23 protein-coding genes and 1 other RNA gene are annotated in these 19,820 nt (G+C 53.7%); 11 read left to right on the top strand and 13 right to left on the bottom strand.

All coding sequences use genetic code 11. The features are described from left to right. Nucleotides 1-231: 231 nt before the first annotated feature. The 4 genes from ACR42C_RS17305 to smpB form a co-directional block, all read right to left on the bottom strand. Entirely contained in the window at nt 232-879 is a 648-nt protein-coding gene (locus ACR42C_RS17305; RefSeq protein ID WP_209419752.1) for a hypothetical protein, read from the bottom strand. A 1-nt stretch (nt 880) separates the two neighbouring features. Continuing rightward, complete coding sequence (locus ACR42C_RS17300) at nt 881-2,128, bottom strand: integrase domain-containing protein (protein WP_479984368.1); 1,248 nt, start codon at nt 2,126-2,128, stop codon at nt 881-883. Nucleotides 2,129-2,294: 166 nt separating this feature from the next. Next, nucleotides 2,295-2,658, bottom strand: a transfer-messenger RNA (tmRNA) gene (gene ssrA / locus ACR42C_RS17295). Between the two features lie 89 nt (nt 2,659-2,747). Further along, on the bottom strand, nt 2,748-3,230 hold the full coding sequence (smpB, locus tag ACR42C_RS17290; RefSeq protein WP_008502505.1) for an SsrA-binding protein SmpB: 483 nt from the start codon (nt 3,228-3,230) through the stop codon (nt 2,748-2,750). 156 nt (nt 3,231-3,386) lie between these two features. On the opposite strand from smpB, the gene ACR42C_RS17285 reads away from it, so the two are divergent. Together ACR42C_RS17285 and ACR42C_RS17280 are read left to right on the top strand one after the other, a co-directional pair. Then, on the top strand, nt 3,387-3,824 hold the full coding sequence (locus ACR42C_RS17285) for a type II toxin-antitoxin system RatA family toxin (RefSeq protein ID WP_008502504.1): 438 nt from the start codon (nt 3,387-3,389) through the stop codon (nt 3,822-3,824). After that, nucleotides 3,814-4,101, top strand: a complete 288-nt coding sequence (locus ACR42C_RS17280) for an RnfH family protein (protein ID WP_316380191.1) — start codon at nt 3,814-3,816, stop codon at nt 4,099-4,101. Before ACR42C_RS17285 ends, ACR42C_RS17280 begins: the two co-directional genes overlap by 11 nt. Nucleotides 4,102-4,204: 103 nt before the next feature. On the opposite strand, the gene bamE is transcribed toward ACR42C_RS17280, so the two are convergent. The 3 genes from bamE to nadK all read right to left on the bottom strand — a co-directional run bounded on the left by bamE (nt 4,205) and on the right by nadK (nt 7,307). Beyond that, on the bottom strand, nt 4,205-4,543 hold the full coding sequence (bamE, locus tag ACR42C_RS17275) for an outer membrane protein assembly factor BamE (RefSeq protein ID WP_316380192.1): 339 nt from the start codon (nt 4,541-4,543) through the stop codon (nt 4,205-4,207). 138 nt (nt 4,544-4,681) lie between these two features. Continuing rightward, nucleotides 4,682-6,343: a DNA repair protein RecN gene (recN, locus tag ACR42C_RS17270; RefSeq protein WP_316380193.1), complete on the bottom strand. Its 1,662-nt coding sequence runs from the start codon at nt 6,341-6,343 to the stop codon at nt 4,682-4,684. Nucleotides 6,344-6,428: 85 nt separating this feature from the next. Then, complete coding sequence (gene nadK / locus ACR42C_RS17265) at nt 6,429-7,307, bottom strand: NAD(+) kinase (protein WP_008502500.1); 879 nt, start codon at nt 7,305-7,307, stop codon at nt 6,429-6,431. 122 nt (nt 7,308-7,429) lie between these two features. On the opposite strand from nadK, the gene grpE reads away from it, so the two are divergent. Then, complete coding sequence (gene grpE, locus ACR42C_RS17260; RefSeq protein WP_032644906.1) at nt 7,430-8,023, top strand: nucleotide exchange factor GrpE; 594 nt, start codon at nt 7,430-7,432, stop codon at nt 8,021-8,023. Between the two features lie 51 nt (nt 8,024-8,074). On the opposite strand, the gene ACR42C_RS17255 is transcribed toward grpE, so the two are convergent. Further along, nucleotides 8,075-9,361: an HlyC/CorC family transporter gene (locus tag ACR42C_RS17255; protein WP_166712724.1), complete on the bottom strand. Its 1,287-nt coding sequence runs from the start codon at nt 9,359-9,361 to the stop codon at nt 8,075-8,077. Nucleotides 9,362-9,380: 19 nt separating this feature from the next. Continuing rightward, complete coding sequence (locus ACR42C_RS17250; protein WP_116343829.1) at nt 9,381-10,172, bottom strand: cytochrome C assembly family protein; 792 nt, start codon at nt 10,170-10,172, stop codon at nt 9,381-9,383. Nucleotides 10,173-10,338: 166 nt separating this feature from the next. Between ACR42C_RS17250 and ffh the strand changes: the two genes are divergently transcribed. The 7 genes from ffh (at nt 10,339) to ACR42C_RS17215 (ending at nt 15,757) form a co-directional block, all read left to right on the top strand. Next, nucleotides 10,339-11,700: a signal recognition particle protein gene (gene ffh / locus ACR42C_RS17245; protein ID WP_014884878.1), complete on the top strand. Its 1,362-nt coding sequence runs from the start codon at nt 10,339-10,341 to the stop codon at nt 11,698-11,700. A 116-nt stretch (nt 11,701-11,816) separates the two neighbouring features. After that, nucleotides 11,817-12,065 carry a 30S ribosomal protein S16 gene (gene rpsP / locus ACR42C_RS17240; RefSeq protein ID WP_022649067.1) on the top strand — a complete coding sequence of 83 codons (249 nt, stop codon included), beginning with the start codon at nt 11,817-11,819 and terminating at the stop codon, nt 12,063-12,065. A gap of 15 nt (nt 12,066-12,080) precedes the next feature. Beyond that, a complete protein-coding gene (gene rimM / locus ACR42C_RS17235) occupies nt 12,081-12,620 on the top strand; it encodes a ribosome maturation factor RimM (RefSeq protein ID WP_003863136.1) in 540 nt (179 codons plus the stop codon). 31 nt (nt 12,621-12,651) lie between these two features. Next, on the top strand, nt 12,652-13,419 hold the full coding sequence (trmD, locus tag ACR42C_RS17230) for a tRNA (guanosine(37)-N1)-methyltransferase TrmD (protein ID WP_008502493.1): 768 nt from the start codon (nt 12,652-12,654) through the stop codon (nt 13,417-13,419). Between the two features lie 43 nt (nt 13,420-13,462). After that, nucleotides 13,463-13,810, top strand: coding sequence for a 50S ribosomal protein L19 (gene rplS, locus ACR42C_RS17225; RefSeq protein WP_002914145.1), 348 nt, complete (start codon nt 13,463-13,465; stop codon nt 13,808-13,810). A gap of 132 nt (nt 13,811-13,942) precedes the next feature. Continuing rightward, nucleotides 13,943-14,347, top strand: coding sequence for a DUF2946 domain-containing protein (locus tag ACR42C_RS17220; RefSeq protein ID WP_479984367.1), 405 nt, complete (start codon nt 13,943-13,945; stop codon nt 14,345-14,347). A gap of 39 nt (nt 14,348-14,386) precedes the next feature. Continuing rightward, the gene (locus ACR42C_RS17215) at nt 14,387-15,757 is read left to right on the top strand and encodes a PepSY-associated TM helix domain-containing protein (RefSeq protein ID WP_479984366.1); all 1,371 of its coding nucleotides are present in this window, start codon (nt 14,387-14,389) and stop codon (nt 15,755-15,757) included. A 2-nt stretch (nt 15,758-15,759) separates the two neighbouring features. Here ACR42C_RS17215 and ACR42C_RS17210 read toward each other — a convergent pair whose 3' ends face one another. The 4 genes from ACR42C_RS17210 to ACR42C_RS17195 form a co-directional block, all read right to left on the bottom strand. After that, a complete protein-coding gene (locus ACR42C_RS17210) occupies nt 15,760-16,245 on the bottom strand; it encodes an OmpA family protein (protein ID WP_479984365.1) in 486 nt (161 codons plus the stop codon). Between the two features lie 12 nt (nt 16,246-16,257). Further along, nucleotides 16,258-17,478, bottom strand: a complete 1,221-nt coding sequence (gene dgcN, locus ACR42C_RS17205; protein WP_316380197.1) for a diguanylate cyclase DgcN/YfiN — start codon at nt 17,476-17,478, stop codon at nt 16,258-16,260. Beyond that, nucleotides 17,471-17,932, bottom strand: a complete 462-nt coding sequence (gene yfiR, locus ACR42C_RS17200) for a regulatory sequestration protein YfiR (protein WP_370552321.1) — start codon at nt 17,930-17,932, stop codon at nt 17,471-17,473. The genes dgcN and yfiR overlap by 8 nt, the downstream gene beginning before the upstream one ends. A 228-nt stretch (nt 17,933-18,160) precedes the next feature. Continuing rightward, the gene (locus ACR42C_RS17195; protein ID WP_116343787.1) at nt 18,161-18,535 is read right to left on the bottom strand and encodes a DUF2799 domain-containing protein; all 375 of its coding nucleotides are present in this window, start codon (nt 18,533-18,535) and stop codon (nt 18,161-18,163) included. 212 nt (nt 18,536-18,747) lie between these two features. On the opposite strand from ACR42C_RS17195, the gene aroF reads away from it, so the two are divergent. Further along, nucleotides 18,748-19,818, top strand: coding sequence for a 3-deoxy-7-phosphoheptulonate synthase AroF (aroF, locus tag ACR42C_RS17190; protein ID WP_041908638.1), 1,071 nt, complete (start codon nt 18,748-18,750; stop codon nt 19,816-19,818). Nucleotides 19,819-19,820: the final 2 nt, after the last annotated feature.

Raw genomic sequence — 19,820 nt, 5'->3', positions numbered from 1 at the left:
CATACTTTCCTTGTCCTACCCCTCGGATGTGCGGACCTACCTTGCTGACCATCGCTGTGTCATCATCACACTGATTTACTTCCAGTATTAAGTACAACTATCAGTTAGTTGAGGATTGAGTCTTTGCAGGAGTACCCACATTAATCTTTATGAGAGCTGCTGCCAAGTTGACTAACTATATAATAAGTTTCAAAATTTAACTGGCTTTCTACACCCATTAGCAAACATCAACTAACTACATTCCTTTTCCCGCCCCATCTTCATCACCTCATAAAATGTCCCCCGCCCAAGTCCATCTGACGACAATTCCCGCTCCTGCGCCAGAGCCTTCAGCTTTCGAAGTATCCGATCCGAAGCCGGTTTATCAGACGTCCCATACCGTCCGTCAGTCTCCTCAACCAGAAGTTGAACCAGTAACCAGCAGAGCCTGGCAGTATTCTCCCGTGCCTTGTCGCGCTTATGTATCCCACGCTGGGAAGGTTGTGCTGAAGTAGTGATATCCGGCAGCGCATCGTCGCCGAGCGTCTTCAGCCACTTGCGGCCACGGCTATTACGCGACAGTTTCATCACCGCCTTCAGGCTGCGGTCTTTCACTTCTGGTGGCGTCAGTTCGTCATCAATAAGCCGCCAGGCTAGCGCGAACATTTCATCGGCATAGAACATGCGTTTGTTCGCCGGGGCGCTGACCATGCCAGTGGCTTTGATAGTGCGGCTGATGGCATCGTGCAGGATACGGTAATTCTCCTGATGTTCTTCCGGCAGGGCGTTTGCTGGTTGGGAAGCATCGAGGCCGAGAAGCAGAAGGGCGAGATGCCGCGCTTCCAGCAGCGGCATATCACATTCCCGTTCAAACAGATTCTGACGAATGGGACTGGTCACATTATTCTCCTTCCACGATCCGCAGCGGTTCTTCTTCACCGAGCAATGCCTGCCGTCTGGCGGCATCAACGTAGTTTCCCCACCACTGCATCAGTGGTCGCCTTTGTTCCAGATAGTCGCTGCGGTTGTAGGCCGCTTCGATCTCGTCTTCTTTCTGGTGTGCCAGCGCAGATTCCAGTACTTCACGGGGAAAATGACCTGCACCCGCTGTTCTGGCGATGCTGCGCATGCCGTGGGCGACCAGTTCACCGCCGAACCCCATACGGATAAGCGCGGCGTTCGCGGTCTGCTGGTGCATATGCTCCAGGGGTTTGCGGATGCTGGGGAAAACCCACGGGCGATGGCGGCTGACTGGTTCCATAACCTGAAGAACGCGCAGCGCTTGTTTGCTGAGCGGCACCGTGTGCGAACGGTTCATCTTCATAAAGGTGTCAGGGATACGCCATTCCGCTTTTTTCATATCGATGTCGCACCAGCGGGCGCTAACGGCTTCGCCGGGGCGAACCCAGGTCAGTAGCTCCCATTCGATAAGGCAGCAAGTTTCCTTGCGGATAGAGGCGCTCTGTAGCGCCAGCATTAGCCTGCCCAGTTCGCTGGGGTGAAGGGCGGGCATATTCTGCTTTTTCGGTTTCTTGAAGCGGGCGACCAGGTTGTCAGCTGGATTGAACTCGATGAGCTCTTCGGAGATGGCGAAGCGGAAGATTTCATTGAGTCGTGAGATAACCCGGCGCAGCGTTTCGAGGATACCCTGTTCTTCCAGCGGTGTGAGGTGCTCCTTGAGCATCTTAGGGCGGATCTCGGTGACGGGCGTACTGCCCAGAGAAGGGAAGACGTGCATCTCCAGCGAGCGCCAGACATCTTTGGCGTGATCTTCGCTAAGATCGCTGGTCCGTTTTTTCTCTTTGAGCCACTGTTCCGCAACTTTTTCCAGCGTGCATTCATTCTGGAGTCGTTGCTCCTCTGCAACCTGCTCCAGATGGGCCTGCGGGTCGATGCCCTGCACAAGTAAACGCCGGTATTGCAACCTGAAATCTCGCGCCATGGCGAGGGTGACTACCGGGTAGGGGCCAATGCTGATTTTGGTCCGTTTTTTCAGCGCCGGGGGAGCGTATTCGAAGTACCAGATCTTTCTGCCGGATGGCTTAATCAACAACGCCAGTCCGTCGCCATCGCGCAGCATATACTCAGTCTTCTGCGGTTTGGCGGCAGCGATCTCGGTATTGGTTAGGGATTTCAATACCTTAGGCATGTTTTTGCACCTTGTTTTTTTAGCGTTCAGGCAACGCGGTACAAAACAAGATACATAATGCTCAAGATTCATACAGAGATCATGACCACACATGCAACAAAAAAGCCTGCAACTCGTTGAAGTTACAGGCTTTTTTAAGGTTCATGATGCATCATGAATGAATGTTTGGTGGAGCTGGCGGGAGTTGAACCCGCGTCCGAAATTTCTACATCCTCGGTACTACATGCTTAGTTTGTCTTTACATTCGCACGCCAGCTGCGGACAGACACGCCACTAACGAACTAGCCTGATTAGTTTTAACGCTTCAACCCCAGGCAGGGCTTCCACGCGATCTCTTTTGGGTTTGACCTCTCTTTGATCCCCGTCTTAAGAGCGGAAGCTAGGGAGAGAGGGCTCAGAGCAGGTTATTAAGCTGCTAAAGCGTAGTTTTCGTCGTTTGCGACTATTTTTTTGCGGCTTTTAACGAGGCAAACCGCCCCTCGGCATGCACCTTGGGTTTCGCAAATCCCGTCGAATCCAGAATCAGCCCCAATAGTGTTGAACTGAGTATACCAGATTTCACTTCCTGGATACCAGCCCGGAACGCTAACTTATTGAATAGTACAATAAGTGTGCAGAATCAACGTCCTGCGTTTTTCATGATGCGCGCTTTATCCAACTGCCACTCGCGCTCTTTCAGGTCAGTACGTTTATCGTGCTGTTTTTTACCTTTCGCGACGCCAACTTTCACTTTGCACCAGGCGTTTTTCCAGTACAGCGACAGGGCGACCACGGTGAAACCTTCACGGTTGATGCGTCCGTAGAGGGATTCCAGCTCACGCTTGTTCAGCAGCAGCTTGCGGGTGCGCGTTGGGTCACATACGTAGTGTGACGAGGCGACGGTCAGCGGCGTAAAGTTCGCGCCGAACAGGAAGGCTTCGCCATCTTTAAGAATCACGTAGCTGTCGCCGATGTTGGCTTTCCCGGCGCGCAGCGATTTTACTTCCCAGCCCTGCAACGCAAGGCCAGCTTCGAATTCTTCTTCAATGAAATACTCGTGGCGAGCACGCTTGTTGAGCGCAATGGTCGCCGAGCCTGGTTTATGTGCTTTTTTCTTCGTCATAAGTGTCGTAAAGCCGTCGGTAATCTGATTTCAAAAAGTCACCTCATTGCGTCCTGTGAGGTCTAACGCGCTATCTTAGCACGAGATGAGCCTTAGCGTTTTTTTAACAGGTGATAAATGTTATTATTTGTCCGTTGTGTGACCATGGAAAATGCTATGCCTCAGATTAGCCGTACTGCGCTTGTGCCTTACAGCGCGGAACAAATGTATCAGTTAGTGAACGATGTTCAGTCTTATCCAGAGTTTATTCCGGGATGTACCGGGAGCCGCGTTCTGGAGTCTGGCCCGACGCAGATGACTGCGGCGGTGGATGTCTCCAAAGCGGGGATCAGCAAGACGTTCACCACCCGCAATACGCTGACCAACAATCAGAGTATTTTGATGCATCTGGTGGATGGCCCGTTTAAAACGCTGATGGGGGGCTGGAAGTTCACACCTCTGAGCGCTGATGCCTGCCGCATTGAGTTCCATCTGGACTTTGAGTTCACCAATAAGCTGATTGAGCTGGCGTTTGGCCGCATCTTTAAAGAGCTGGCGTCGAATATGGTTCAGGCGTTCACCACCCGCGCCAAAGAGGTTTACAGTGTCGCATAAGATCGCTGTTGAAGTGGTATACGCGCTGCCGGATAAGCAGTATCTGCAGCGCGTGACGCTGGAAGAGGGGGCAACCGTAGAAGCGGCTATCCTCGCGTCCGGTATCCTTGAGCTTCGTAGCGATATCGACCTGGCGAAGAATAAGGTTGGGATATACAGCCGTCCGGTGAAGCTTGGCGACGTGCTGAAAGAGGGAGACCGGGTGGAGATTTATCGTCCGCTGATCGCCGACCCGAAAGAGCTGCGTCGCCAGCGTGCGGAGAAAGCGAGTAAGTAGCGTGTTTTCCCCTCAACCTGACCCTCTCCCCAAAGGGGCGAGGGGATAAAAGAAATACAAAAAAGGTGCTCAATGAGCACCTTTTTGCATTTCTGGCTTCTGATTATTTGGTCAGGGCAGGCTTGTTGTCGATGTTGGTCAACACGCCGGTGCTGCTGAAGGTCAGCGTCAGGGTCTGCTGGGTCGCATCTTCATGACCCGGCTTCTGACGGAATACATAGAACCAGGTATTAGTGCCGAATGGATCGGTCATCATCGGGGTTCCCAGTGTATAAGCGACCTGCTGTTGTGTCATCCCCACACGGATTTTGGACACATCGTTAGGGGTAAGGTAGTTCCCCTGGTTGATGTCAGGACGGTAAACCACTTTCTCCAGAGTGGAACAGCCTGCGGTCAACATCAGAAGAACCGCTGCGGCAGCGGTCAGCATTTTACAACGCATAGTGATTTGATTCCTTTTCGGGCCCGAGCAGAACGCGGCTCATATGTAATATGCCGATGATAATAGACCTTGCCCCACTTTGAAACCGGTCTGGCGGCGTTTTTGTTGTTCTGTATGACCCTGAGATCCCGAAAAAGTTTATGCCGCCAGCAGTTCTTTCGCGTTCGCGAGGGTATTACGCGTGACTTCGCTGCCGCCGAGCAGGCGTGCCAGCTCCTGCAGACGCGCACGTTTATCCAGCGGCTTCATGTGCGTTTCGGTCATTTCGCCGTCGGTTTCTTTACTGACGATGAAGTGATGATGACCGCAGCCCGCGACCTGCGGCAGGTGGGTGACACACATTACCTGCGTTGACTCACCTAGCTGGCGCAGCAGTTTACCTACCACCGCCGCCGTTGGGCCGCTGATGCCGACATCCACTTCATCGAAAATCAGCGCCGGGGTTTCCATTTTACGCGCGGTAATCACCTGAATCGCCAGCGCAATACGCGACAGTTCACCGCCGGATGCCACTTTGGAGATTGCCTGCAGCGGCTGCCCCGGGTTGGTAGTGACGCGGAACTCGATGCGATCCGCTCCTTCTGCCGTCAGGTGGTTCTCTTCAAAACGGACATCAATGGTGAAGAAGCCGTGCGGCATCGCCAGCGTGTGCATGCTATCGGTGATGTGCTGGCCGAGCTCCTGAGCGTAATGCTGGCGGATCTCATGCAGTTTTTTCGCCGTGGTCAGCGCCTGCTGATGATGCAGGTTAACGGCCAGAGAGAGGGTTTCCTGCGAATCAGCCTGATCGTCAAGCTGCTGCTGTTCTTCCAGCAGAGACTGATAGTAGCCTGGCAGTTCTTCCGGCGTGACATGGTGCTTGCGCGCCAGTGAGATCTGACGGGAAAGGCGCTGCTCCAGCTCAAACAGACGGTTCGGGTCGAGGTCCAGCCGCTCACAGTAATGACGCAGTTCGTCACTGGCTTCAGAGATTTGAATCGCGGCCTCTTCCAGCATATCCAGCACGCCAGAAAGCTTGCTGTCCATGCCGGCCAGCTCGGTGACCAGTTGACGGACATTATACAGCTGGCTTTGGAGATTCACGTCTTCGCCATCTGCCAGCATGTTGAGGGCATTCTGGCTGGTTGAGAGCAGGTGGCCGCTGTTGGCCAGGCGCTTGTACTCTTCGTCGATTTGCTCAAACTCACCCGCCTGCGGGTTGAATTCGTTCAGCTCTTTTAGCTGATACGCCAGTAGCTCCGCACGTGCGGCGCGCTCCTGGCTTTGCTGCTGGTGCTGAGCGAGCTCGCGGCAGCTCTGATGCCACAGGCGGTAGTGCTCCGCCATGAGTTGAGTAAGCGCATACTCACCCGCATAGCCATCAAGCAGGGCTTTCTGCTGTTCTGGTTTGACGAGTTGCTGATGCGCATGCTGACCGTGGATCTGGATAAGCAGCTGGCCGAGTTCGCGGAGCTGGGAGAGCGGGACCGCCGTGCCGTTGATAAAGCCACGTGAGCGTCCGTCGCTGCTGATCACGCGGCGAAGTAAACACTCACGTCCATCTTCGAGCTGATTCTGTTCCAGCCAGCGCTGGGCCGCAGGGGTGTCTTTCAGAGAGAAACGCGCGCACAGATCGGCACGGTTTGCGCCCATGCGCACCATGTCGCCCTCTGCACGGCCGCCAAGGCACAAGCCGAGGGCATCAATGGCAATGGATTTACCCGCACCGGTTTCCCCGGTGATCGCCGTCATGCCGCTGTGGAAATCGATCTCAAGCTCACGAACAATGGCAAAGTTGCTGATGGTCAGTTGTGCCAGCATAATTGTTTTCCTGTATGAAAAACCATAACTGTGTTTTCATACAGTATAAACTGGTTTTTTATACAGTAAAGTCCTGGATGCAAAATCAGAACAATTTTTTTGACCAGCCAAGCTTCGAGCTTAATGTGTTGAAATAGCTGTAATCTTTCGGGTGAATCAAATTCAGGTGGTAATCACACCGGCGAATAAGAACATCTTCACCTTCCTGGATCGGCAGCGCGATCTGGCTGTCGCAGCTGATCTCCAGGTCGTTACGGCGGTGCGAGAAGCGCAGACGTATCGTGCTGTCTCCGTTAATCACCAGCGGGCGGGCGGAGAGCGTGTGCGGGAACATCGGTACCAGGGTGATGGCATCAAGAGAGGGCGTCAGGATAGGGCCGCCCGCAGAAAGCGAGTAGGCGGTTGAGCCGGTTGGCGTGGAGATAATCAGTCCGTCAGAACGCTGGGAGAAGGCAAAGATTTCATCGATATAAACTTCGAACTCAATCATGTGCGCCACTTTACCGGGGTGAAGCACCACCTCGTTAATCGCGGTGCTGATGCGCTTCTGACAGTCCTGCTGGCACACCTGCGCTTCCAGTAAGAAACGTTTTTCACTGATATAGTGACCTTCCAGCACGTCGGCCAGCTGCTGTTGCGCATTGTCCGGGTCGAGGTCGGTTAAAAAGCCGAGATTGCCGCGGTTGATACCGATGACCTTGATGTCATAACGCGCCAGCGTGCGTGCCGCGCCGAGCATATTGCCGTCGCCGCCCACCACCACGGCGAGATCGGCCTGTTGGCCAATTTCCGCCAGCGTGCCGGTTTTGACGCTCTTCAGCTGCAGTTCCTGCGCAATCTGCTGCTCGACCATCACTTCATAGCCTTTGCTACACAACCAGCGATACAACATTTCATGTGTCGTCAATGCGGTAGGGTGACGCGGATGCCCGACGATCCCAATACACCTGAAATGATTATTCATTTTCTGGAGGTCCTTGTGCCTGATGAATGATGACAATCTCTCTTGTTCCCTTGAATCCAGGAAACTGATCCCCATAATAAGCGAAGTTAGCGAGATGAATGCAGAAAAACGCGGAGAAATTCATGAGTAGTAAAGAACAGAAAACGCCTGAGGGGCAAGCCCCTGAAGAAATTATCACGGAACAGCACGATGAGGTTGAGGCTGTAGAGCCAGACGCATCTGCTGAGCAGGTGGACCCGCGCGATGAAAAAATTGCGAATCTGGAAGCCCAACTGGTAGAAGCACAGAATCGCGAACGCGACACCGTTCTGCGCATCAAGGCGGAAATGGAAAATCTGCGTCGTCGTACCGAGCAGGACGTTGAGAAAGCGCATAAATTTGCGCTGGAGAAATTCGTCAACGAACTGCTGCCGGTGATCGATAGCCTCGATCGCGCGCTGGAAGTGGCTGACAAAGCGAATCCGGACAACGCGGCGATGATCGAAGGTATCGAACTGACGCTGAAATCCATGCTCGACGTGGTGCGTAAGTTTGGCGTGGAAGTGATTGCGGATACCGATGTGCCGCTGGATCCAAACGTTCACCAGGCCATCGCGATGGTTGAATCTGAAGAGATTGAAGCCGGTAAAGTGCTGGGCGTGATGCAGAAAGGTTACACCCTGAACGGCCGTACCATTCGCGCTGCGATGGTGACCGTCGCGAAAGCGAAAGCGTAATTTGCTACCTGTAGTGCCGGGTGGCGGCATTCGCCTTACCCGGCCTACGTTTTATTCGGCAATACTTTCCCGAAGTGGCGTGACGGGCAGCACCTTCACCTGCTTAATCATATTGTCCTGCACGTCCAGGATATCAATATCGTACTGCTCAATGCGCACCCGCGTGCCCGCCGCCGGGATCTCTTCCAGCGCTTCCAGAATCATCCCGTTCATGGTACGAGCTTCATCTTCCGGCAAATGCCAGTTAAAGGCTTTGTTGAGTTCCCGAATGTTCGCGCTACCGTCAATCAGCACCGAACCGTCGTTTTGCGGGGTGACCTCTTCCGCGAGGGAAGGCGACATTGACGTAGTAAAGTCCCCAACAATCTCTTCCAGAATATCTTCGACCGTCACCAGCCCCTGAATATCGCCGTACTCGTTGACCACCAGGCCGACCTTCTTCTTGTTGCGCTGGAATTTCACCAACTGCGTGCTGAGCGGTGTTCCTTCCGGCACGTAGTAAATCTCGTCGGCGGCGCGCAGCATCACCTCTTTGGTGAACTCTTTTTTCTCGGTCATCAGACGGTAGGCTTCGCGCACGCGCAGCATGCTGATGGCGTCATCCAGCGAGTCGCGATACAGCACGATGCGCCCGTGCGGGGAGTGCGTCAGCTGGCGGACAATGGCTTTCCAGTCGTCGTTAATGTCGATACCGACGATTTCGTTACGCGGCACCATGATGTCGTTCACGCTCACCTTTTCCAGATCCAGCACCGACAGGAGCATATCCTGATTGCGCCGGGAGATCTGCGAGCGGGATTCGTTCACAATGGTGCGCAGCTCTTCTTTGCTGAGCGCGCTGCTGATAGTGACGTCCGCTTTGATTCCCACCATCCGCATCAAAACACGCGTCACCATGTTCAGCAGCCAGACCAGCGGCATCATCAGGATCTGCAGCGGCGCCAGCAGGAAGCTGCTCGGGTAGGCCACCTTTTCCGGGTAAAGCGCGGCGATAGTTTTTGGCAGTACTTCGGCAAACACCAGCACCACAAACGTCAGCACGCCGGTGGCAATCGCCACCCCGGCGTTGCCGTACAGACGCATCCCAACGATGGTGCCGAGGGCTGAGGCCAGAATGTTGACAAGGTTGTTGCCGATAAGCACCAGGCTTATCAGCTGATCCGGTTTGCGGAGCAGTTTTTCAACGCGACGGGCGGCACGGTTACCCTGTTTAGCACGATGACGCAACCGGTAACGGTTTAAGGTCATCATGCCGGTTTCCGAGCCGGAGAAATAGGCGGAGATGACCACCATGACGATCAGGATAACGATCAGCGTGGTGGTAGAGATGTGTTCCAGGGGGAACTCCTTTTGTTACTTAGCCAGCAAATTGCTGTATGAAGCGGCTGCCAAAATAGGCAAGGGTGAGAATGCCCGCACCCGCGACGTTGAACCAGACGACGCGACGACCGCGCCAGCCTTCATGGTAATGGCCCCACAACAGGACAATATAGACAAACCACGCGATGATGGAGAGCACTGCTTTATCGATATTCTCCACGCTGAACAGGTTCTTCATGTAAAACAGGCCCGTGCAGAGCGTGAGCGTCAGCAGCACCACGCCTATCTGCGTGATGTGGAACATCTTACGCTCAATGACCATCAGCGGAGGCATTTCATGGTTGAACGCCAGCCTTTTGTTTTTCAGTTGGTAGTCAATCCAGGCGAGCTGCATGGCGTAAAGCGCGGCGATAATCAGCGTCGCGTAGGCAAACAGCGACAGGCCGATATGCACCAGCATCCCCGGCGTCGCCTCCAGATGCGTAATGAATTCATTAGGCATAAAGGTGGCGAGGGCCAGATTGATCAGCGCGAAGGTATAGACAATCGGCAGCAGCAGCCAGCCGCGATTTTTAGACGCGACGATAGTCATTACCGTACAGATCATCAGGCTGACCAGCGAGCCGACGTTGAGGACGCTCAGGTTTTGCACGCTGCCGTCGCCGGGAATAATGCGTGATTCCAGCGCAAACGCGTGGCTTATCAGTGCAATGACCGCCGAAAGAATAGCCATGCGCCGCCAGCCGCTGTTTTTTTGCAGCAGTCCGGGAATAATCAGCGCGAGGCTGACAGAGTAGGCAACAAGGGCGATCAGTGCGAAAACAGGCATATAGGCATCGACAGTTGTCTTAATAAGAAAGAGAAGCAGTATAACGTTACGTGACGCCTGCTCCAACCGTTGCATAACAACAAAGGCGCCTTCATGTTATACTCCGGCAAAATTCTGTGTATGTGTCGCTCAATGCGACCCAACGTTTCTACTCAGGCGAGAGACAATGTTTGATAATTTAACCGATCGTTTGTCGCGCACGCTGCGCAACATCAGCGGCCGCGGACGCCTTACTGAAGAGAACATCAAGGAAACGCTGCGCGAAGTGCGCATGGCGCTGCTGGAAGCAGACGTGGCGTTGCCGGTTGTTCGTGATTTTATCAACCGCGTAAAAGAGAAGGCGGTTGGTCATGAAGTTAACAAGAGCCTGACCCCGGGTCAGGAGTTCGTCAAAATCGTTCGTAACGAACTGGTTTCGGCGATGGGCGAAGAGAACCAGGTGCTTAACCTGGCCGCTCAGCCGCCGGCCGTGGTGCTGATGGCGGGCCTGCAGGGGGCGGGTAAAACTACCAGCGTCGGGAAACTGGGTAAATTCCTGCGTGAAAAGCACAAGAAGAAAGTGCTGGTGGTCTCTGCGGACGTCTATCGCCCGGCGGCGATCAAGCAGCTGGAAACCCTGGCCGAGCAGGTCGGCGTGGATTTCTTCCCGTCCGACGTTGCCCAGAAGCCTGTCGACATCGTTAACGCCGCGCTGAAAGAAGCGAAGCTGAAGTTCTACGACGTGCTGCTGGTGGATACCGCCGGTCGTCTGCACGTTGACGAAGCGATGATGGACGAGATCAAACAGGTGCATGCCTCTATCAACCCGGTAGAGACCCTGTTCGTTGTCGATGCCATGACCGGTCAGGATGCGGCGAATACCGCGAAAGCGTTTAACGAAGCGCTGCCGTTAACCGGCGTGGTGCTGACCAAAGTGGACGGTGACGCCCGCGGCGGTGCGGCGCTCTCCATTCGTCACATCACCGGTAAGCCGATTAAATTCCTCGGCGTGGGCGAGAAAACTGAAGCGCTGGAGCCGTTCCACCCGGACCGTATCGCATCCCGTATCCTCGGCATGGGTGACGTGCTGTCGCTGATCGAAGATATCGAGAGCAAGGTTGACCGCGCGCAGGCCGAGAAGCTGGCCAGCAAGCTGAAAAAAGGCGACGGTTTCGATCTGACCGACTTCCTTGAGCAGCTGCGTCAGATGAAAAACATGGGCGGCATGGCAAGCCTGATGGGCAAACTGCCGGGCATGGGCCAGATCCCAGACAACGTGAAAGCGCAGATGGATGACAAGGTGCTGGTGCGTATGGAGGCGATCATCAACTCGATGACGCTGAAAGAGCGCGCTAACCCGGACATCATCAAAGGTTCCCGTAAACGTCGTATCGCAGCCGGTTGCGGCATGCAGGTGCAGGACGTTAATCGTCTTCTGAAACAATTCGACGACATGCAGCGCATGATGAAGAAAATGAAGAAAGGCGGTATGGCGAAGATGATGCGCGGCATGAAAGGGATGATGCCTCCCGGTTTTCCAGGGCGTTAATCGCTTTTGAGATTGCTTTTTGCCCGAAAATGAGTAAAATTTTCGGGCTTTTAATATGACACCCGGGCTCCGTTCCTCGATGGGGCCCGGTTGTTTTATTCACACAAGAGGATGTTATGGTAACTATTCGTTTAGCACGTCACGGCGCTAAAAAGCGTCCGTTCTACCAGGTTGTTGTGACTGACAGCCGTAATGCACGCAACGGTCGCTTCATCGAGCGCGTTGGTTTCTTCAACCCACTGGCCTCTGGCGCAGAAGAAGAAACCCGTCTGGATCTGGATCGTATCGCTCACTGGGTTGGCCAGGGCGCTACTGTTTCCGATCGCGTTGCTACGCTGATCAAAGCAGCAAACAAAGCAGCTTAATCTGTCACGGTGGTCATGATGAGCAATAAAGCACCTGTTGAACCGATCGTATTGGGAAAAATGGGTTCTTGCTACGGTATCCGTGGTTGGCTCAGAGTGTTTTCCTCCACTGAAGACGCTGATAGCATTTTTGATTACCAGCCCTGGTTCATCCAGAAAGCCGGTAAGTGGGAAGAGGTCGAGCTGGAAAGCTGGCGTCACCACAATCAGGACATCATCATCAAGCTGAAAGGCATTGACGATCGTGATGCCGCGAATGCGCTGACTAATTGTGAAATTGTCGTGGATTCGTCGCAGTTGCCACAGCTGGAAGAGGGCGACTATTACTGGAAAGACCTTATGGGCTGCCAGGTAGTCACCACTGAAGGTTACAGCCTGGGGAAAGTCATCGATATGATGGAAACCGGGTCAAATGACGTTCTTGTCATTAAGGCAAACCTGAAAGATGCATTTGGCATCAAGGAGCGGTTGGTTCCGTTCCTCGATGGACAGGTTATCAAGAAAGTCGATCTCACTACTCAAACCATTGAAGTAGATTGGGATCCTGGTTTTTAAATTCTCCGGATAAACGGTAAAAGACGGCGCTATGTGGATTGGCATAATTAGCCTGTTTCCTGAAATGTTCCGCGCGATTACCGATTACGGGGTAACTGGCCGGGCAGTAAAGAATGGCCTGCTGAGCATCCAGAGCTGGAGTCCTCGTGACTTTACTCATGACCGGCACCGTACCGTGGACGATCGTCCTTACGGCGGCGGACCGGGGATGCTAATGATGGTGCAACCCTTACGGGACGCTATTCACACAGCAAAAGCCGCGGCAGGTGAAGGCGCGAAGGTGATTTATCTGTCACCTCAGGGACGCAAGCTTGATCAAGCGGGCGTGAGCGAACTGGCGACGAATCAAAAGCTGATTCTGGTCTGTGGACGCTACGAAGGGATAGATGAGCGCGTAATTCAAACCGAGATTGACGAAGAATGGTCTATCGGCGATTACGTTCTCAGCGGTGGTGAGTTACCCGCAATGACGCTGATTGACTCCGTCGCCCGGTTCATTCCGGGGGTTCTGGGCCATGAAGCTTCGGCAACGGAAGATTCTTTTGCCGATGGATTGCTGGACTGTCCACACTATACTCGTCCTGAAGTGTTAGAAGGGATGGAAGTACCGGCGGTGTTACTGTCTGGAAACCATGCCGAGATACGTCGCTGGCGTTTGAAGCAGTCGCTGGGCCGAACCTGGCTTAGAAGACCTGAACTTCTGGAAAACCTGGCTCTGACTGAAGAGCAAGCAAAGTTGCTGGCCGAGTTCAAAACTGAACACGCGCAACAGCAGCATGAACATGATGGGAATGCGTAATACGCTCCCGAATATCAGTTTACCCAGGATAAGAGATTAAATTATGAGCAACATTATTAAGCAACTTGAACAAGAGCAGATGAAGCAGGACGTACCTTCCTTCCGTCCAGGTGACACCGTGGAAGTGAAAGTATGGGTTGTTGAAGGTTCCAAAAAACGTCTGCAGGCATTCGAGGGCGTGGTTATCGCTATTCGTAACCGCGGTCTGCACTCTGCATTCACTGTTCGTAAAATTTCCAACGGCGAAGGCGTTGAGCGTGTCTTCCAGACTCACTCTCCGGTAGTTGACAGCATTGCTGTTAAACGTCGTGGTGCTGTACGTAAAGCTAAACTGTACTACCTGCGTGAGCGTACTGGTAAGTCTGCTCGTATTAAAGAGCGTCTGAACTAAGATTCGCTTAAGCGACATCCTGTTAGAAAGGGCTGGCCGAAAGGCTGGCCCTTTTTTTATCCTATCGCACCTATCGCGTTAACCCTTTCGTCATAAATCATTTACAATGCTTGCCTCTTGAATGGAGGGGAAGTGGATAACGTACTGCATCAGCCTGACAGGAAACGCGCAGCGGCATTGACCGCGCTGTTTGCGATCCTGCTGATCGTGGTGGCGCCGCTTATCTCCGTCTCGCTGCAGAAAGACCCTATGAGCGCTATGCCGGGCATGCATCATGACATGAGTATGATGTCGATGGACGAGAACCATAGCGATGTGCCGCACACGATGCCTGTCGACCATGCTGAAGCCTGTGGCTATTGTGTGCTGTTAGCGCATGTCCCGGGCGTGATACTGGCGCTGATCGTTCTGCTCAGCGTAGTGCTGCAGAGGCTTCGCGTTAAGCCGCCGCGTCAGGCGGTCAGCCACTGGCACTTTTTCCCCTGGCTTTACCCCGATACCCGCGCGCCGCCGCGGCAGTCTGCTTTTTCCCTTTAAAAACTAAATCGATAACTTTTTGCCTTAAAAAGGAAAAGTATGACTACCTGCACGCCGCGCGCGGCATGGGGAAACCTGCTGCGTCGCCTCCATTTCTACGTCGGGCTGTTTGTCGGCCCGTTTATCTTCTTCGCCGCGCTGACCGGTACGCTGTACGTGGCGACCCCGCAGCTCGAGAATGCGCTCTACCGGCACGCGATCCATACGGATTCCGTGGGCGAGCCGAAGCCGCTGGCGGAACAAATCACCGTGGCGGAAAAAGCCATTGGCTCAGATTTGCGTTTGCACGCCGTTCGTCCGGGGCTGGTTGAAGGCGAAACCACCCGCGTGATGTTTGCTGACCCGACGCTGGGGCCCTCGGAAAACCGGGCGATCTTTATCGATCCGGTAAGCCTGGCGGTGCTGGGGGATATGACGGTATACGGCACCAGCGGGATTTTACCGCTGCGTCAGACCATTGATTATCTGCATACCTCTCTGATGCTGGGCGATGTCGGGCGACTGTATAGCGAACTGGCCGCCTCCTGGATGTGGGTTGCCGCGCTGGGAGGGATTGCTCTGTGGTTTTATACCCGACCAAAACGCCGGATTAACAATTCCTTCCAGAACCGTCGTCGGGTGCATGTGACGCTCGGCTGGATATTACTAGGGGGCATGCTGCTCTTCTCTGCAACCGGCCTGACCTGGTCCCAGTGGGCGGGGGGAAACGTTGATAAGCTGCGCGCTGAGATGAACTGGCTAACTCCGCAGGTAAATACGGCGCTTTCCGGCGTGCCGGAGAACGTGGATGAGCACGCCGAACACCGTGGTCACCATGGCGGAATGGTGATGCCTGAAATGGCGATGGATCTGGCGCAGTTTGATGGCGTGTTAAGCGCGGCGCGTAAGGCGGGAATTGATGCCAACAGGCTGGAGATCCGCCCGGCGAAAACGATGGATCGCGCATGGACAGTGACGGAAATCGACCGCAGCTGGCCGACTCAGGTGGACGCCGTTGCGGTTGATCCCGGTACGATGCAGGTCCTGGACAGAACCCGATTTGAAGATTTCCCGCTCATGGCAAAACTGACCCGCTGGGGCGTGGATTTCCATATGGGGATCTTATTCGGGCTGGTGAATCAGCTGCTGCTCGTAGCCTTCGGCCTTGCCCTGTGCGTGCTCATCATCTGGGGATACCGGATGTGGTGGATGCGTCGTCCGGCGCGATCTGCAATGAATCCGGTGCAGACGCTCTCTCAGAGCTGGCTTGCGCTGTCAAGGTGGGGAAGAGGCGTTACGGTGATAATCAGCGTACTGCTGGGGCTGGCTTTGCCGGTGATGGGCGTGAGTCTGACACTGTTTGTTCTGATTGACTGGCTGCGCTGGCGAGCGGCAACAGGCGTGTCGCTCACCGAATCATCCGCTAAATAATCCTATGGCGTGCTGATAATCACTGACACACGGCGGTTTTCAGCACGCCCTTGTGCAGTACTATTGCTCGCAATCGGGTATTTTTTTCCTAATCCCTGGGTGGTGAGATTAGTGCGCGGGATATTCGCTCCCTTCGCCCACGCGTCGGCAACGGCATCGGCGCGTTTTAACGACAGTGCTTCGTTGTAACTTTCTTCACCGTAGTTATCCGTATGACCGTCCATTCGCGCGTGATTCAGGCCAGTTTTCGCCAGGCGAGAGGCCATGGATTGGATCTGTGCTTCACTGTCCGGGCGCAGCCTGGCGTCATTTTTATCAAAGAGGATGGTATCCGACAGCCCCAAAGACCAGTCGCCGTTCAGTTCGTTAAAACCGTATGACTTCATCGCCGCGATTTGTTCAGGTGTGAATTTGCCCTGGGGCGGCGACTGGCAGCCAGCCAGAACCAGTGAGGCCATAACTAACGGCGCGAAATATCGTTTTAACATAGCATTTCCTTTCTAACTTATTGTTTTTGTACGCTGGTTTTTAACCTGGTACATATTGCGGTCGGCTTTCTCCAGTAATGCTTCAACGGACGCATTTTCCCACGCCAGAGCAAAGCCAATGCTGAGTGACATCGATGCTTTTTGTCCGTTATGCAGATCAAACGGACGGATAAACTGTTGCGCTAGCGCAGCACAAATGTGTTGAACCTCAGTCTCAGAATGCACACCGTAGAGCACCATGGCAAATTCGTCACCGCCAAGACGGTAGGATTGATGGCGTTTATCGCCAAACTCCATCATCCTGCTGGCGACTTCAATCAATACGCAGTCTCCTGCCGCGTGTCCCCAGGTGTCGTTGATAAATTTAAAATTGTCACCGTCGAGGAAGAGCAGGGCCGAGTTTTTTCTGGCTGAAGGGTCGTTCATTAAGGCCGCAATGCTGTTACGAAACGCCGCACGGTTGGCAAGACCGGTGAGCGGGTCGTGCATTGCGGTACGCAGCAGCTGGGCGTTTTTGGCCTGGAGCTTAAGCTGCCACTCCTCCATCTCATCCAGCAGGCTGTTGAAGTCTTCACCAAACTGGTGAAATTCTTCGATACGGCCATCTTTCACCCGGCGGGAGAAGTTGCGGTTTGTGCGCACGTCATGCACAACGTCAGTGATATTTTGCAGCGCCGTTACCATGCCGCGGTGCAGAGAGTGGGTAATAGTAAGCGCGACGACGGTTGCAAAAAGAATACAGCCGGTGAGGACGGCAAACGACATCCAGATAAAATGACCGATCAGACTGTCACGCGCGGTAAGGCGAATTTCGCCGATTGCCACGCCGTTATGCATGATGGGCTGTGCAACCGGAACGGGGAAAAGCCAGCGGCTCACCAGCGCGCCCAGCGTGTCATTGTTATCCTTCGGGTTCCAGGACCAGTAGGCGAAGCGCTTTTTATGCCTGTTGATGACTTCTGCTACGGCAAACTGCCCCTGCTTACCCAGCGCAGCGAGCGTTTCGTTGGCCGCCAGTGAATCGTTGAAAACCAGCGAGGCTTCCAGGCTGTGGCTCATTGTGGCGCCGGTTAATTCGAGATTTTTTTGCGCGTACTGTTTTAATGTTACGACCGAGGCAAAACAGAGCAGCAGCCATATTAACGTCATCGTGATGATGACGCTTATCATGCTGTTTCGCCTCAGCGTTCTTTTAAACGTCGGACGTGGCGTCGAGGTGAAATCTTTATCCATGCTGCTTATTCCGTGCAAGCATTAATACATCCGGGTTGACCCTGACGCCACTGCGTGTCAACGCATCCAGATTGACGGAAAACCGCACCTGGCCACGATCGATTATCAGGCAAAAGGCACTGCCAATAACACATTCCGGATTTTGCTCTGAGATTAATAGCAATGCTCTGCCCTGATATTGACTTATTAATTCAAGTTGTTTCGCAGGTGGTTCAGTCCCGAAATAAACAGCATCGCATGTCGCGGCCAGGGCTTCCCGATCGTTACGTACAATAACGGGGGTATAGGGTAACTCGTTATTCCCCTGGTCGCCGCTGAGCGCGTGCGTATAGTGAGAAGTGGCGTAAATACAGAGCTTAGGCTGACCGGAAAGCGACGGCCATCGCGTATAGCTCACTATGCCTGAGACAATCGAACGTACCGATTTATCTGTCTCCGTGAGCGCGCCTGCCATCGCCGGGCCCACCATAAGGAACAGCATTAGCACCAGAGTGAGTCGGAACAAAGAGTTCAAGTATAAATTTCTCACCAGAATCCGCCGTACCGCTCCGGAAATAGATGTCCTTAAGAGTTGCGGGCAGAATACCATTGTTTATCAGAGCCGTCATTATGTCAGAAATAGCCCATGGCTTACCTAAGCTAAATCCTACAGTTGTTTATTTTCCAAAGAATAAAAGCAAACTTAATTAAGCCTGCTGGAACGCATACTTTCATCCATTCCTTTTTGCCATGACGCGTGCAGTTTCGCTGCATTTTCAACGGTATCACAACTGGCGGGATAAGATTTGCCCGCTAATCCCCATGCGTGAATAAAGCCTTCTTCGCATACTTTTTTCTGACCATCAGCATAGCCACGGAGATATTCACTACGATCAATATTGGGGTCGTTAAAACTATCGGCCAGGGTCTGGTTATCTTTAACCGGCAGGCCATTCATGGCGTCTTCTTTACCCGCACTGAACCAGTCCGGGCTCGTCCAGTTGGGCTGGAAAGTGTAAGGATTAATCTGGCAGCCCGATAAAAACAGCGACAGCAGGACGAGAGCAATCGATCGCATAATCCTTCTCCTTTTTCTTCAGCATAGCCTGGCGGAAGAAAGTTAGGGTGTAATTTTAAATTTACGTTTTAGCGGCTGATTTTTGCAATTAATTGGCTGATGTAAAGTAATGTGTACGTATTTTGGATTGAAATGTTTACTTTTTATGGTATCGTGGTTTCACCTCACTGAGGAAAACAACTATCGCAAACGAGCTTTACAGGATCGCTATCATGCAAAAAGACGCGCTGAACAACGTACATATCACTGACGAACAGGTTCTGATTACCCCGGATCAACTGAAAGCGGAGTTTCCGCTGAGCGCCGCGCAGGAGGCTCAGATCGAGCACTCTCGCCAGACCATTTCTGACATAATCGCCGGCCGCGATCCGCGCCTGCTGGTGGTATGTGGTCCTTGCTCTATTCACGATCCTGAAACCGCCATTGAGTATGCTCGTCGATTTAAAGCATTAGCGGAGGAGGTCAGCGATAGCCTCTATCTGGTGATGCGCGTCTATTTTGAGAAGCCACGTACGACCGTCGGCTGGAAAGGGTTGATTAACGATCCGCACATGGATGGCTCGTTTGATGTGGAAGCAGGCCTGAAGATTGCGCGTCGCCTGCTGGTGGAGCTGGTCAGCATGGGGCTGCCGCTGGCAACCGAAGCGCTGGATCCGAACAGCCCGCAGTACCTGGGCGATCTGTTCAGCTGGTCCGCGATTGGTGCGCGTACGACTGAATCGCAAACCCACCGCGAGATGGCGTCTGGCTTGTCGATGCCGGTTGGCTTTAAAAACGGTACCGATGGCAGCCTGGCGACGGCGATCAACGCCATGCGCGCCGCCGCTATGCCGCACCGCTTTGTCGGTATCAACCAGGCGGGCCAGGTGTGTCTGCTGCAAACGCAGGGCAACCCGGACGGTCATGTGATCCTGCGCGGCGGGAAAGCGCCAAACTACAGCCCGGCGGACGTGGCGCAGTGTGAAAAAGAGATGGAACAGGCGGGACTGCGTCCGGCACTGATGGTAGATTGCAGTCATGGTAATTCGAATAAAGATTACCGTCGCCAGCCAGCGGTTGCGGAATCCGTGGTTGCACAGATCAAAGACGGAAACCGTTCGATTATTGGTCTGATGATTGAGAGCAACATTCATGAAGGCAATCAGTCATCAGAACAGCCGCGCAGCGCGATGAAGCACGGCGTCTCCGTCACGGATGCCTGCATCAGCTGGGAAACCACCGATGCGCTGCTGCGTGAGATCCATAAAGATTTAAGCGGCCAGCTGGCGACGCGTCTGGCTTAAGA

Source organism: Enterobacter sp. MG-EB028 (genome assembly GCF_056673305.1).
This window is presented reverse-complemented; position numbering and strand designations above follow the sequence as displayed.